This is a genomic window from Shewanella piezotolerans WP3 (assembly GCF_000014885.1).
In the GTDB taxonomy this organism is placed as follows: domain Bacteria; phylum Pseudomonadota; class Gammaproteobacteria; order Enterobacterales; family Shewanellaceae; genus Shewanella; species Shewanella piezotolerans.
In genome coordinates, this window is the sequence record NC_011566.1 from 1,333,325 (window position 1) to 1,348,675 (window position 15,351).

The following is a 15,351-nucleotide window of genomic DNA, read 5'->3' on the forward strand; positions in this document are numbered from 1 at the left end:
ATAGGCCGCGAGTATTAATGTTGGCAGCAGAAAATGGTGCCATTGCTGGCGCAAAAGTTGGCGGTATGGCTGATGTTGTGCGCGACCTACCTTTAGCATTGGCAAAGCATAATGTGGCAGTGGATGTTGCTATGCCCAGCTATGGATTTTTGCAAGATACTATCTCTGCCAAGCAGATCTGTAAGCTCAGGGTTAACTTTGCGGGGCGAGTGGAGCAAGTCAGCGTTTTTAAGGCGGCTCACCCAAGTCTTGATGATTGCTATTGCTACCTATTTTCACACCCTTTGTTTAATGCTGGCGGTGAAATCTACTCTCAAGGCGATGCGTCTCGTCCTTTTGCCACCGATGCGAGCAAGTTTGCTCTCTTCAGTCTGGCGGTTGCGACAGCGTTAACTGATGATTCACAGGCGATTGAAGCTAATGAAACAAGCAGTGTGATAATGCCACCGCCAGATGTCATCCATTTGCATGATTGGCATTGTGGTTTCTTCGCCATATTGCGGGCGCTCGAACCAAACTTTGAGGCACTGCTTGCAACGCCTTGTGTGTTCAGTATTCACAACTTAGCACTGCAAGGAATAAGACCGCTAACAGATGAGGTGTCATCGTTAGCGGCATGGTTTCCGCAATTGACCGCTCAGCTCGATGAGCAACAATTAGCTGCGATTGTAGACCCGCGGTATCGCCATTGTGTTAATCCTCTAAGAGCGGCCATTGTGCTATCTGACCGAGTGCATTTAGTCTCACCAAGTTATGCGACAGAAGTGTTAAGACCTTCTATGCCTGAACAAGGTTTTTTTGGGGGGGAAGGACTAGAGCTAGAACTGCAGGAAAAGCTTGAGCAGGGGAGGGTTATCGGGATCTTAAATGGTTGTATGTATGACACAGATATTCAGGATCAACAAACTTACCTGTCTTCTGCGCGAGCTCAGTTCTCTGTAAGCGATTGGCAAGCATTGCTCCTACAAGCTGAGTCAGCGCTATTACGCTGGCAAGTAGGTAAAGAGCAGGTTAGCAGTCAACACTTTGTGGCGCAGTCTCGATTACAACAGTGGCAAAACAGTGCACCGTTGGAAGCGTTGCAATCAGGTCTAGCGGAAGAAGCCCGATTTCTAATGACCTCGGTTGGCAGGCTAACCGATCAAAAAGTGATGATTTTACGTTATCGCTTTTCAAGCGCTGCGGCAAATGAAAGCTTCCACGGTAAGACGGTACTGCAGGTACTGCTTGAACGGTTAGCGTTGTTAAAGCCAAATGGGCAATTTATTTTACTCGGCAGTGGTGATAAGCAAATAGCGCGAGAATTTTCAGATCTCGCCGCTCAGTATAATAACTTTGTGTTTCTTGATGGCTATGATGAGCAACTCTCCTCCTCGCTGTATCAATTGGGTTCGTTGTTTCTGATGCCAAGCTCGTTTGAACCATGCGGTATTAGTCAAATGTTAGCGATGCGAGAAGGCCAACTGTGCTTGGTCAATCATGTCGGTGGGCTTAAAGATACGGTGCAACATATGGAAACGGGCTTTGTCTTCGCCGGTAACGATATACATGAGCAGGGCGTCGCACTCATTGCTATTTTTGAAGCGGCGATAGCGCTTCACGGTAGCGACAAATGGCGTGCGATGGAGCAGTTAGCACTGCAGCAACGCTTTGATTGGCATAGCCAAGCAAAGCAATATGTAGACAAGCTATACTGCCTTTAGTACATGATTTTATTTTACTAATACCGGTGTAGTGGTGCTATTAAGCTATAGCGATTAGAGCAGTAAACTATCATCAATTTCATGGTACTGGCTGGCTGAATCGATCAAGGATTTAGCCGTTAAGCCAGGTACGCCATAGACTTGGGTTTCAACGCCGTACTTCTGATAGATTTTAAGCATTAGCAGATCAAAGTCACCGTCACCTGAAAGCAAAATAACACAATCGACTTCACTGGCAGCTTCCATTATGTCGATAGTTATTCCGACATCCCAGTCACCTTTGGCTGAACCGTCGCTGCGTTGAATAAAGGGTTTAAGTTTGACGTCAAAACCTATGTGCTTTAGCGCATCTTGAAACTTTAGTTGACCGTCATCGCCGCGATGAATCGCATACGCAGTTGCGCTTGTTATTTCGCCTTCATAACCCAGATGCTGCCATAATTTTCGGTAGTTAAATTGGCGACCATAGGCTTGGCGGCAGGTGTAATAGATATTTTGTACATCAACAAACAGAGCAATTTTTTTCACAGCATGTCCATAATAGGCTAGTAGCCATAAGACAATACCTTAGCCCTGTAACGGAGTGAAGTGTCACGCAAGATTAATTATTCTTGGCTTGTGATTAAACCCAAATATCAATTTGGGTTTCTAAGTCATTTAGGTTTTGTTGTCGGCGCTCGTAGGTGGTCTGCAGCGGGTTTTCATCTGCTATTTCAGGCTCAGGCCTTCTTCTATCTACTAGAAATTGACCATTCACATTAATCGTTTCAATTACTCTTGGGGACATTCGAGATTTTATCATAAGCAGATCCATTGCTATTGCAGTCGGCACACTCTGGTGCTAACCGATTACCGATAGCCCTAATTATAGCCTGTCCTTGAGACCTTGCTTTTCCTGTTTGGTATTATACCAATTGTATTAAAAGTTTGACCATTCAGCGGGAATTCAAAACGCTGTAGGCAAGTAGTGGAATTTGAGCTAATAGTTATTCTCGGCTCTGGCATCCTGCTTCGCTCTCGATAATTGCTCCTGCATTATTCTACCTTCGACCATCCTTGGTCTCGTACCTCCTAAATCTGACCGCCAAGGAGGGCCGGAATGTCTTATTTTGTATGGAACAAAATAGACCATTTAGTCGTATATCCAAATGCCCATAGCGAAGCATACAGCGTTTGCCAATTTGTTTAACCTCAGCCGCACTACGTGAGCCCCTCAGTCTTTCCACTTCTGCTTTGCATTGGCTTAAAAGGGAATAACCATTTCTTTACCAATGCGCTTTGAATTGAAAAGGCTGAGGGGCTCTGAACTGGTCAGATACTTAATGCAATTGGTATTAGCTTATGTATCTGGTCAGTGGCAGTGGATATGTAGCCTAGATATAGAAATAAAAAAGGACACTAAATAGTGTCCTTTCAGTACTAATCAGCCAGCCGTTATTAGTTCTTACTGTTTGACACCATTGTGCTATTTGTTGCAAGGATAGCTTGGTGTGCGGCGCTTTTTTCACTAATCGTTAAAATGGCACCGTTAGTGTCTGTGTACTCTGGCACTATGGGTGAATCCTTGGCTGCGGTCTGAATATTAATAGACTCTGCCATCATGTAGTTAAGAGCTTGTGGCTGATTGTCTGATTTTGTTAGACCGACTTCGATGCGATTTGCGACATCAGGTGCCATGGTAACTACACTGCTATTCATCAACACTTGTTGAGCGTTAGGTGCTGCATAGATTGATTGATAGAAGTTACGACCACCAACGGTTGTGGTTGAGCGCACTTGGGTGCGCTGCAAATCAAAGTCACCACTGCTATAGCTGGAAGTATCAATGCACAAGTCTGCCGATGTCTCTGAACTGCAGTTGGTGGTAATCCCCATGTCGCTAAAGTCATACATTGCTGGCAACGTATTAACTACCACACTGTTGGCGCCGTCGAGTGCAATATAAGAGTGATATTGCCAATCATAGTCTGCATCGACACCAGTAAAGTAGGCTGACCAATGTTGCATATCGCTGTTGCCGTCCACTAAAGCGAACTCATGGTTTGAGTTGAAAATTGATTGCCAAAGGTAGCTGTTATCGCCATAAACCATATAGATGGCGCTGTCTCTATCAACGCTAAGGTTATCTTGTGAACTCCAAGGTTGGTAGATTAGATTTTCATTAGTAAGTGGTCTGGCAATAATAGAGCCTGGGTTATTGCTGTCGTAAATGTAGCCTGGCTGGATCATGCCGTAATGGCTCATGATACTTGCTTTACTATCGGCATCATCTTCGTAAGCGGTTACCAGTACCTGTTTCTGAGCTGGCAACTCTGATTTTACGGGAATGTGTGAAGAGATACTGTGACCATCGACATCCAAGCCGTAACTTGACTGGTAGTGGCTGATACTTTTCTCTTGTAGCACTGATACCGCCGCACTTTTGACAATCTCGGCAGGTAGTTCTTGGCTTCCTTTATAGCAGCTTGCTCCCATTTGAGGTTGACGCACATTAAGCACAAGATCTGACAAAAGCTCCTTTTGTACCGAGAACATATAAACGTCAGCATTACCGCCAATGCCGCCATCAACTTCTTCTAATGATACGTAGCCGCCAGCTGGGACATTTGCACTGTCGATGGTGACAATACCTGTGCTTGGTACATCGGCTGCTTTAATCGTGTGTTTTGTGATAACACTGCCATCACGGTTGTGGAAGAGTACGTTATATCCATAAAGCGCAATTGATGCGGTAATAACTTTCTGAGGTTCTGCAATGGCATTATCATAAATGATGCAGCCTTTAGCGACATCGCTCTGATCCGCTGCGTAAAGGTTAATGATTTGCCAGTCATATTTAGGTGCAGGTTCCGGTGAAGATGAGCTATCGCTGCTACCACATGCTGCTAAACCTAATGCTATTGCTACCGCCAAAGAGAGTTGTTTTTTCACCAGTTACACCTTTAAAAAGTTATCTATGTTTCATATTGCACTCTAAGTAGCAAATAACTGGCCAATACTACCAAGTTGACCAGTAAAATATAAAAACTTTCTAAAGTGTTAAGGTATTGTTTCTGCTTGGTTTGATTCCTGGTTTATTGCCGTTGGTGTTTGCCGTGGGTTTGGAGGTTTGCGTTATGTGATTCCCGCTGTTATTACGTAATACTTACTTAGGTATCTTTATGTTTCAGTGTGTTTTTTGGGAGGTTTGCGCCAGTTTTTAGCTAAAGCCATAAAAATGACGCATTACTTAGGATGGGGTACCGCTCTGTTTTAGTATCAAACACCTCTGAAGTTAAAGCTGCACCTTAGCTGAACCACTGGGCCAATTGATACCCAATGAGTACCAAGAACATCACCACTGTAGAGTAAAAGGTCAGTGCGAACCCAAAGGCTCGGGCTGCAGCACCTTGGTTATAACCTTTAAAAAATAATACTCTACCGATGGCGAACAGCAGTGAACATAAAGGCACTGCAGATAGCCAAGCGCTTGGCATAAGCAGACACCAGGCGCTATAGACGCCAATAGCGATAACAAGTTGCTCCAAAGTATTTTGCAGCAAACTTTGTAGAACGCGGGCTTCATTAGTTCCAGCGGTTAAACCGCTGCCATCAATATCTTCAGGGCTAAAAAATCGAAACTTAGCCAGACGTCCAATTGAAGCGATTAAAAACAGGGTTGGTAAGATCAGTGATAAACCTAAGATAGATAACCGCTGAGAAGCCTGGCTATTTTGAGCTAAATTAAACGGATCGACACTCATTGCATAAACAATCACTAGGATTGAGGTCAGCATTGCCGCAGCCATCCCCTTAAATACGCCTGTTTGTTTACTTGTTAATCCCATTTGTCCTCCAAATTGACTGATGTATGTAGCTATTGTTTTTTAATGGCGAGCTCTTTGCTTATTCTCCACCACTATCGCCGCCATTCGAGCTATGCCAAGAGGATGAATCACCGCCAAGCCAATCCCCCCTTTGATTATTCGATTTAAACGATACGCAAGACAGTAAAAAAGCGACTCCTACAATCAATGAGCTTATTGGCCACCGCAGGCTTATTGATTGAACACTTAACTCGATTATCCCAAACAGAATGAGCCCAATTGCTAGCATTATCCTAAATGACTTCATGTGCCTCCATGTCAATTAAAGCAGAACTCAATAGTAGCGACTTGCACGTTATCCATTGGCACTTATGATAGTTAACCTGCCAATACGATATAACATTATGATTATTAGCTAAGGGTGTCCAAGTTTCTTTGCTGGTTTGATAGGTTAGCTGGTACAGTATTTTTGGTGTTGGCTGATAAGGTAAGCCGATAAATCCACATGAAAAAACGTTGTCTTCGGCAAAGTTAATAAATGACATTCTTTTTTGATTATAGTCATCTAACAGCTGCTCATTATCTGCTGATTTAAAGACTTTCTCACTGAGGGAAGCAATATTTTTCTGCAGCAATTGTTCGAAATTATCCGCGGAGCTTACATGGCAACTAAACAGCAATAAACTTAAAACGAGATACTTCGGCATAGGTTCCTTCCTTGTTAAATTGCCTGCCACTTTATACTATCTGATGGATAGTCATTATGGCTAGCTCTCAGCGCTATCAGTTTTTTCGTCTTTCGATAACGTGTTTTTGAGTTATTGACGCTGAAACTGCGGCCATAAGGATCTGACTTAATTTAGGTTAGTACAAATATTAAAAAGGGCTGGCATATAGCCAACCCTCTTACTGTAAAGTCGCCAAAATACTTATTCGTAATCAGACGCGTAAGTTTCTTCATAAGTGTGCGAGTACAACTCAAATAGGTTGCCGAATGGATCTTTAAGATAGACCATTTTAGCCTGCTTGCTGTCATCTTCTGGGTGGTAGCGCATGAACAACCACCCTTACACACAAACTCTATGAGAATACTGTGAAACACCTTGGAATTCTTGCCTCACCGAGGTTTTCACCCATTCTCAATGGTCATTAATAAAAATTTGTGAATAATAACTAAATAATATGAGAAATTCTCAACCTCACGATAGCGATACAGTAATATTTCGGAACTCAATATCATGCGTATTTTTGACTGCGCCATCTATTATCTTAAAGACTCTCGCTTCACATTTACTTCTTTGGCCACTACATAAGATACTGCTGAAACTTATCTTTAGCATAAAATATAACTATGTAACCTGACCTCATCATTTCATTTGCAGCAGTCGTGATCTTTAGAGCACCATTATCAAAAATCACTTTTAATATGTGTTCATATTAAAGTTTGATAATTCCTGACATTTTTTTGCAGGCAGAAACGGATTAGCAGTAACACACTTCTGCCCCAAAGTAAGTTATTAACTTGAGCTGGGATGGATGCTACTATCGCAGCAATGACCAAACTTTTGTATGGCTGCATAGTGACTATCTAATCTAGTCGCGATTCAGAAAAAAGGGAAATAAACCTCATGGAAGAAAATCACCTATTGATTCGGGTGCTAAGGTATGGGACTTCTAAAATATCATTTTCTGCAAATGAAATATTTGAGGAGCTTGAGTTATCTCTAGAAGAGCAGCAAAAGGTATTGTATTTAATTGCTAGTAAGCAACTTTTCACACATAACAGCAATCACTCGGCTTTTGCCTCCTGTGCAAGAACTCTTAATTCAAATCACACCCATGACAACTCTGCTTTAAATGTACTTTTATATTGTTCAACAGACGATCATTTTCGATTAATCGATTATGAAGAGCTAAAACATGCTAGAGATTCTTCACTTGCCGCAAGCAATCAAGCTAAGAAGGCCCTTTGGGTTTCTATCGCTGCAATGGGGCTATCTGTAGTATTTTCAATCGTAGCAATTGTTGTTTCGTTAAACTCCGATATCAATATCCCAGAATCACTATATCGAGCGATAGAAATTCATTCTGAGGAACAGCGACAAGCTATCCAGAACAACACAAAGGAAATACAAGAGTTAAAAGCCACACAATCATCGCAACATCAAGAAACTATGCAGATTCTGAAGCCGGTGGGTGAAAAGGCTGAATTGGGACATGAGTCGAACAGCGATGTTGCAAGGAATATAGACTGATTCACACGTTGGTAAGCCACTGATTTCCTAAGCACCTTTTAGTTAGATAAACTAGCGAAAAGAGGTGACCATGAGAATAGGGCTTCGTGCTTAGGGGTTAGAGATTAGCCATACAAAAATTAATCCGAAATAGGCATGCCTAAAATCCAAACTCACTTTTGTCCATTTTCGAGTCAGCAAGATCTACGCTGACTTGTGAGCCGCTAACGCCCCGCAAAGATAGGCACCAAACAAAAAGGACAGACACAATGTGCCAGTCCTTTTAATGTTAGGTGTTACGCTGCTGCGCGTACTGTGAAATTACTCGTAATCAGACGCGTAAGTTTCTTCGTAACTGTGCGAGTAAAGCTCGAATAAGTTGCCAAATGGGTCTTCTAGATAGACCATTTTAGCCTGCTTGCTGTCATCTTCTGGGTGGTAGCGCATGATGTCCATACGCACTTTTCCGCCTAGTTGCTGAGTACGCTCAATAACAGCGTGGAAGTCATCAGTTTGCAAACAGAAATGGAAGATCCCAATGCGTGAGAAGTCGACTTCATGGCGCTCTTGGCGCTGTTTCATTTCAAATAACTCAACGCCAATACCGTCGGTAGTCACTAAGTGAGCGATATTGAAACCTTTAAAGCCTTCACCAAATACTGCTACGCACATTCTACCTATTGCGGTTTCGCGCTCTTCTTTAACCTGAGTGTTGCCCATAACGACTTTAAGACCAAGTGCTTTAGTGTAAAACTCAACGGCTTGATCCATGTTACCAACCATGATTCCTATATGATTCATCTTCATAACTTACCTCAAATTCTGCTGTGTAATACCAATCAGTATAAAGATTTGATCGCTCAGCGAGAGTTTAGCGACTTTGAGGTAAGGCAATGAATGAAGAGCATAGTTATTCTACGTTCAAATTCATTAACGCAGCATCAAAGTCGCTAAAACTCGCCTTTAGGAGTGTTTTTGGCTTGCTACTTCTGCGTTGAATAAACTCATAAGGGAATAACCATTATGTCATTTATTCGCCTTGAATTAGCGTGCCAAAAACGCTCTGAGTAGATCAACTTCTTATACTGATTGGTATAATTGCTTGTTTGTTTCGATGGAAGAATTATAGGTGGGAGTTACTATTTATAAAAATTATCAAATTTTATAAGAATGATAACTTTATGTTATTAATACGGTTCGACGAAATTGAGGTGTAAAAAGGGCTTATCAGTAATGATAAGCCCTTTATGATTAAAGTTGCTGTTAGTGCAGTGGCTATTGCTGCTTGAGTGCTTGCTCAGCAATTGCTTTATCTAGCTGGGCTTCGACGTATCCTGGCGATTTAGTTGCGCCTGAGATCAATCGATACATGGCGGGTATGATAAGTAGGGTAACGAATGTAGCAAATGCCATACCGAAGAATACCACTGTCCCCACTGCTATACGGCTTTCAGAGCCTGCGCCCGTAGACATAATGAGTGGTATAGCACCAATTAGCGTCGTGAATGCAGTCATAAGAATAGGACGTAAACGTCTCGCTGAGGCGTCAATAATAGCTTGCTCTATCGCTAAACCTTTATCTCTCAATTGGTTGGCAAACTCGACAATTAAAATGCCGTTTTTGGTCACCATACCAATAAGCATGATCATGCCGATTTGGCTATAGATGTTTAGTCCTTGTCCAGTTAAATAGAGTCCTAAGAAGCCACCGAAGACACCCATTGGTACCGTAAACATCACCACTAATGGGTTAATGAAACTTTCAAATTGTGCCGCTAGCACTAAATATGCAACCAGCAGAGCTAAACCAAACACCATGAACACGCTGCTTTGATTCTCTTTGAAGTCCTTTGACTCGCCGGTGTAAGCAACGGAGATGTCACTTGGTAGCATCTCAATGGCTTTTTGATCTAAAAAGTCTAACGCCTCACCTAAAGTGTAGCCTTCACCTAAGTTGGCTTTTAGGGTTATCGATTTTTGTTTGTTGTTGTGGCTAAGCTTTTGCGCTGACGCGACCTCTTCAATATGGGTGATAGTATCTAGGGTGATAAGCTCCCCCTTGGCTGAGCGCATATAGATCTGGCTAAGATCGGCTACGCTATTAAAGCTATTTTCATCACCACGAAGATATACGTCATACTCTTCACCGCGCTCCACAAACGTGGTTTCACTGCGGCCACCTAACATAACCTCAAGTGTTTCTGACACCTCTGCGACGCTGACTCCCAGTTCGGCTGCTCGCTCACGGTCAACGGTTACCACAAGCTCTGGTGTCGTCTCTTTATAGTCAATTTCCGGGCCTTCTAGGATAGGGCTATATAGTGCCTCTTCCTCTAATGCTGTTGCCCATTTGAATAACTCTTTATAGTCAGAGCCACCAAGAACAAACTGTACTGGCTCACTGGAGCCGCCTCTAAAGCCTGGCAGCATTGGTCGCACCATCACATCGGGGATCCCTTTTAGTGCTTTGGCAACAACTCCTAACGCTTGCTGTGCATTAACGGTTCGCTCATTCCAGTCTTCAAGCTGAATAATCACAAAGCCGGTTTGGTCGCCAGCACGGCCACCAAAAGCGGGCGCTTGAATACTAAAAGATTTGACGACACCTTGGCCTAAAAGTGGCATTAGCTTTTTCTCTGCTATCTCCATATTGGCGGCCATGCGGTTGTAGCTTGTGCCTTCAGCGCCTTTGATAAAGGCAAAAATTACCCCTCTATCTTCTTGTGGGGCAAGTTGAGCTGGGACTTGTTTCATCAAGATTCCGCTACCGACAATACAAGCGATGATGACTAAAGGCGCAGCCAGTCTTAATGACACTGCTTTGCTAACGACTCGGCGATAGAGCTGTTCTAGCCGTGCGAATTTAGCTTCAACCCACATGTTAAAACGACTTGGTTTTACATTGGCCTTTAATAACTTACTGCCCAGTACTGGGGTTAGGGTGAGTGCCACAATGGAGGAGAAAATCACCGATACAGCGAGCATGACTGAGAACTCGGTAAACAGTAGACCAACCATCCCCTCCATAAAGGAGATTGGCAGAAACACCATCACCAATACCGCAGTGGTTGCCACAACTGCAAAACCGACTTCTCGAGTGCCTTTGTAAGCTGCTAGGATGGGCGGCTCACCTTTTTCAATGTGATGAAAGATGTTCTCAACCACCACGATGGCATCATCGACCACTAAGCCAATCGATAAAATGAGGGCCATTAAGGTCAGCAGGTTAATTGAAAAGCCTAAGCTATTGGCGGCGATAAATGCTGAGATAAGCGATACCGGAACGGTAACAGCGGGAATAAGCGTGGCGCGCGCCTGACCGATAAAAATATATAGCACCATTATCACCAATAGAGCGGTGACGGCTAACGTATTAAACACTTCATCAATTGAGCGGTCGATAAAAACGGTAGAGTCGTAATCAACAATGAGCTTAGTGCCCTCTGGTAAGAACTGCTGAATGCGGTCCACCTCTTTATGCACATCTTGGGCAACTTCTAGCGGGTTAGCATCTGATTGCGGCACAACACCTAAACTGATGTTAACCACACCGTCACTTTTAAAGGTTGAATTTTCATTTTCTGCGCCAATAAATACATCGGCAACATCCTTTAAATAGACTGGTGTACCGTCGCTTGCACGGCGGAGCACTAAATAATCAAAGTCCTCTGGTTTTTGATATAACCTCGCCGTTCTTACTGCCATGACAGTGGTGTCATTTCTGACCTCACCGCCTGGTGTTTCGACGTTTTCTAGATTAAGTACCTTAATGATGTCACTGGCGGTCACTTGCCTGCCAGCCATCAACTCAGGTTTTAGCTGAACGTACATTACTTTGTATAGGCCGCCGGAAATGTCGACACTACTGACGCCGCTAATTAAACTAAAACGGTCTTCGAGTACGCGTTGGGCGTAGTCGGTAAGCTGAGTTCTATCCATGATAGAGGAGCTGAGATTGACGTAAACTGACGGCTCTCCTGTGCCGTTATCTTTCGATACGATAGGGTCGTTTGCCTCATCGGGCAGTCGACGTTGAGCTCTTGCAACGGCGTCACGTACGTCACTGACACCTTCAGTAAGATCCCAACCTAAGAAAAAGGTTACAGTAATGCGGCTCATGCCGTTACGGGTCACAGACTCTATTTGGTCGACGCCACTAATACCGGTGAGTTCATCTTCAAGTGCGGTGGTGATTTGGCTTTCCATGATGGTTGCTGATGCACCCTCATAGGTCGTCATCACAGTAACAACCGGGCTTTCAACGTCTGGCATTTCACGAACAGCGAGTTTACTGAACGAGACTGCGCCAAAAACACACAGTAATAAGCTTAAAACAATGGCGACAACAGGGCGCTTGACGGATACATCAGATAACCACATTTAGATGCTACCTCGCGCTTGCTCTGTCTGTTTTTCAGCATCTTTGGCAATGGCTGAATTAGTGAGATCTTCAACCCGCAGTCCATCACGCATATTAACCAGCCCTTGTACTACAACTTTATCGCCAATGGCTAGACCATCGCTGATCAATACTTCATTGTCGATACGTGCACCTAGGGTGACTTTAGTGCGCTTGGATAGCCCATCGTCACCGACGACATATACAAAGCGGTTGGTGCCTGAGTATTCAAGTGCTTGTACAGGAATAACAGGCTCTGAGACACTAGGAAATACCAAGGTTGCTGACATCATCATGCCAGGTTTGAGGTGATGCTGTGGATTGTCAAACTGCACTCTTACTCGAAGGTTAAGAGTGTCTTGGTTGACACGAGAATCAATAGCCGTCACTTTGCCGGCAAATTGGGTATCTGGCCAGGCTCTGCTGGTCGCTAACACATTCATGCCGGGGCTCAGCATGGCGAGGTAATGCTCTGGTATTTGCAGATCTAAACGCATGCTAGATAGATCGTCCAAGGTAAGTAATTCTGTACCCGCGGTGACCATTTTTCCTTGGCTAAAATCAATTAGACCAGCAGTGCCAGAGAAGGGGGCGCTTAGATAATGATAATCAAGGTCGGCTTGCGCTGCGGCAAGCCTAGCGGTTGCCATGTCGACACTGGCTTTTTGGGCATCGATCTCTGTTTGAGTAATGGCGTTACGGCTAATCAGTTTTGAAAATTCGGTGAGCTTACGTTTCTCATCGGCTAGGTAGCTAGCAGCTTCTGCCAGTGCGGCTTGAGCTTTAGCATCATCAAGTTGAACTAACAGTTGACCCGCTGTGATATCTTGATCTGAGCTGACATTAATTGAACGGATCTTGCCAGCAATCTGCGGTGCGATAAAGACAGACTCTTCAGCATCTAACTTTCCCACAAGAGAAAGTGACTGGGCGAGTTCATGCTGGTCAACAATTCCTGTAATAACCGGAACCGTGCGTGCAGCCCGATCTTTTGCCGCAGGTCGTTTGGCCTCAGATAAACTGCTATAGGTCAGCGTAGCCGCCAATAAAAGTAAGGTGGGTATAACAAAAAATGATGCTTTCATGAATGATTACTTAACGCTGCCAAAGTTGAGCCTATTTTAGAAAAAAAACAGCTCGAGTAGGGTAAAGCAATGTAAAGTAAAGAAAATTAGCATTTAATTGTTTACAGATTGCTAACTTAAATGATCGGTTTTTAACATTTGTAGTGATGGAATGATCTTTCTGTTTTCATCTTTTGGGTTTAATTATACCAATTGCATTAAAAGTTTGACCATTCAGCGGCAATTCAAAACGCTGTAGGCAAGTAGTGGGATTTGAGCTAATCGTTATTCTCGGCTCTGGCATCCTGCTTCGCTCTCGATAATTGCTCCTGCATTATTCTACCTTCGACCACCCTTGGTCTCGTACCTCCTTAATCTGACCGCCAAGGAGGGCCGGAATGTCTTATTTTGTATGGAACAAAATAGACCATTTAGTCGTATATCCAAATCCCATAGCAAAGCATACAGCGTTTGCCAATTTGTTTAACCTCAGCCGCACTTCGTGAGCCCCTCAGTCTTTCCACTTCTGCTTTGCATTGTCTTAAAAAGGAAATGACCATTTCTTTACCAAAGTGCTTTGAATTGAAAAGGCTGAGGGGCTCTGAAATGGTCAAATACTTAATGCAATTGGTATTAAAATAAAATCTCCTATTATTAGGGGCTGTTGATTTTTCTAGCTTAGTTTTTGTTCGATTCTTTACCGTGAGGAATTATGCTTTTAGGGCAAGGCTTGAGCAATGATGCTTAGCGAGCTAAGTGAAAACTCGTAACGCAGTGATAAAAGTATTGAAACAATCCGAAGGGCCGGGCTTCTTGGCTATTTTTACTGCGTTACAGGTTATTTGTGGGGAATGACTAAACCGCATAACCTCTGCCTTGTTAAAATAGTCAATAAACTGCGGCAAAAATAACCATGAGAAATCAACAGCCCCTTGTTGCAGGCAATTAGATTTGTAGCTATCTCGGTTATGTATAGTTGTATTTTACACCAGTGGGTTACCCAGTTGTAATTTGGCCACTGGTGTTGTGTCGTTATTGCTGCTGGTTATAGATTCTCACGGCTACCGTTATACAAGCCACGCGTAAGCTGCTTGTTTTCTAATAGAAGCAGTTCACCTGATTGGCCTTTTTTGATGCTGGTATCAACAGCAATCACTTTATTATTAAACAGGCCTAAAATTCGTTCTTGAGATGTATGGCCAACGACAATACGTTTAACATCAAAATGGTTGAGTATGGTGTCCAGTTCAGTTTCGGTAAATTCTTCTGAAAAGTAACCTCTATACCATGTAGGACCATTGCCAAAGAACAAAAAGTTGAGCTCATCATCGGCTTTACGTGATTGCTTTGAAGCATCTACATGTTGTCTATAAAGTTTGTTAGCTCTCGCTAATGTAAGGTTTCGACTTATCCACTCGCTGCTGATCCCCCCATGCATATAGAGCACATCGTTGATCTTGATGATGGTATTTTTACTTCTGAGCCATTGTCCTATCTCTGTATCAGCACCGTAAAGTTTGTCGTAGGGGCGATTAAGCAGTTTTGCGGCAACATCATAACGCTTATGTACATAACGTAAGTCTCCACCGAGTACCATCTGTTCATGGTTACCCATTAACAGATGCACCATGCCGCCAGCATCTCTTGCTTGTTGGTCGAGTTTATACATAAACCACAGCACTTCATTGACTTGGTGACCACGATCAAAGATATCGCCGGTCATTACCATATGGCCATTACCAAAAGCCCAATTACCTTCATCATCGATAATCTTTTGGTTTGTCAGCAATGTGATAAGCACATCAAATTGGCCATGTACATCGCTTAGGGCGACGACTTTTTTAATGCCAGAGTATGTATCAGGCATTACCTGTTTTATCTCTGCTGAAGTGGTGGCCTGAGGGAGTTGGCCACAGCTTTTTGGTCGCTTCACTTGTTGTTCTATAACAGCGGTGCTTTTGAGTTTGTTGTTACACACCCAGTAAGCAGTGCTTTGACTTGATGATGCTGGTGTTATCACATAAGGACCATCAAATTCAGCTTTGTCATTTGAAATCGCTGCAGTGGTAATAAATGCAAGCCCAAGTATTACAGGGCGAAAAATACTATTCATCATTTCTGTGTTACTTCTCTTATTATTGTCGG

11 protein-coding genes and 1 pseudogene are annotated in these 15,351 nt (G+C 43.4%); 2 read left to right on the top strand and 10 right to left on the bottom strand.

Annotated features, from left to right (window positions below; all coding sequences use genetic code 11):
- Positions 1-17 precede the first annotated feature (17 nt).
- Positions 18-1,703, top strand: coding sequence for a glycogen synthase (locus SWP_RS05825; RefSeq protein WP_020911484.1), 1,686 nt, complete (start codon positions 18-20; stop codon positions 1,701-1,703).
- Positions 1,704-1,757: 54 nt separating this feature from the next.
- Here SWP_RS05825 and SWP_RS05830 read toward each other — a convergent pair whose 3' ends face one another.
- The 6 genes and pseudogenes from SWP_RS05830 to SWP_RS23375 form a co-directional block, all read right to left on the bottom strand.
- Positions 1,758-2,231, bottom strand: coding sequence for a LabA-like NYN domain-containing protein (locus SWP_RS05830; protein WP_020911485.1), 474 nt, complete (start codon positions 2,229-2,231; stop codon positions 1,758-1,760).
- A gap of 94 nt (positions 2,232-2,325) precedes the next feature.
- Positions 2,326-2,505, bottom strand: coding sequence for a hypothetical protein (locus tag SWP_RS05835; RefSeq protein WP_044555708.1), 180 nt, complete (start codon positions 2,503-2,505; stop codon positions 2,326-2,328).
- A gap of 635 nt (positions 2,506-3,140) precedes the next feature.
- On the bottom strand, positions 3,141-4,634 hold the full coding sequence (locus SWP_RS05840; protein WP_020911487.1) for a hypothetical protein: 1,494 nt from the start codon (positions 4,632-4,634) through the stop codon (positions 3,141-3,143).
- A 356-nt stretch (positions 4,635-4,990) separates the two neighbouring features.
- A complete protein-coding gene (locus SWP_RS05845) occupies positions 4,991-5,530 on the bottom strand; it encodes an MAPEG family protein (RefSeq protein WP_020911488.1) in 540 nt (179 codons plus the stop codon).
- Positions 5,531-5,802: 272 nt separating this feature from the next.
- A complete protein-coding gene (locus SWP_RS05855; protein WP_020911489.1) occupies positions 5,803-6,216 on the bottom strand; it encodes a hypothetical protein in 414 nt (137 codons plus the stop codon).
- 222 nt (positions 6,217-6,438) lie between these two features.
- Positions 6,439-6,564 (bottom strand): annotated as a pseudogene (locus SWP_RS23375) (glyoxalase); the annotation flags it as partial.
- Positions 6,565-7,137: 573 nt separating this feature from the next.
- On the opposite strand from SWP_RS23375, the gene SWP_RS05860 reads away from it, so the two are divergent.
- Positions 7,138-7,764 (top strand): hypothetical protein, encoded by a 627-nt coding sequence (locus SWP_RS05860; protein ID WP_020911491.1) that lies wholly within the window; start codon positions 7,138-7,140, stop codon positions 7,762-7,764.
- Positions 7,765-8,064: 300 nt separating this feature from the next.
- Here SWP_RS05860 and SWP_RS05865 read toward each other — a convergent pair whose 3' ends face one another.
- From SWP_RS05865 to SWP_RS05880, 4 genes are all read right to left on the bottom strand, one after another.
- Positions 8,065-8,550, bottom strand: a complete 486-nt coding sequence (locus tag SWP_RS05865) for a VOC family protein (protein WP_044555710.1) — start codon at positions 8,548-8,550, stop codon at positions 8,065-8,067.
- 468 nt (positions 8,551-9,018) lie between these two features.
- Positions 9,019-12,123, bottom strand: a complete 3,105-nt coding sequence (locus SWP_RS05870; protein WP_020911494.1) for a multidrug efflux RND transporter permease subunit — start codon at positions 12,121-12,123, stop codon at positions 9,019-9,021.
- Complete coding sequence (locus tag SWP_RS05875; protein ID WP_020911495.1) at positions 12,124-13,227, bottom strand: efflux RND transporter periplasmic adaptor subunit; 1,104 nt, start codon at positions 13,225-13,227, stop codon at positions 12,124-12,126.
- A 1,024-nt stretch (positions 13,228-14,251) separates the two neighbouring features.
- Positions 14,252-15,319, bottom strand: a complete 1,068-nt coding sequence (locus SWP_RS05880) for a shewanella-like protein phosphatase (RefSeq protein ID WP_420804966.1) — start codon at positions 15,317-15,319, stop codon at positions 14,252-14,254.
- Positions 15,320-15,351 lie beyond the last annotated feature (32 nt).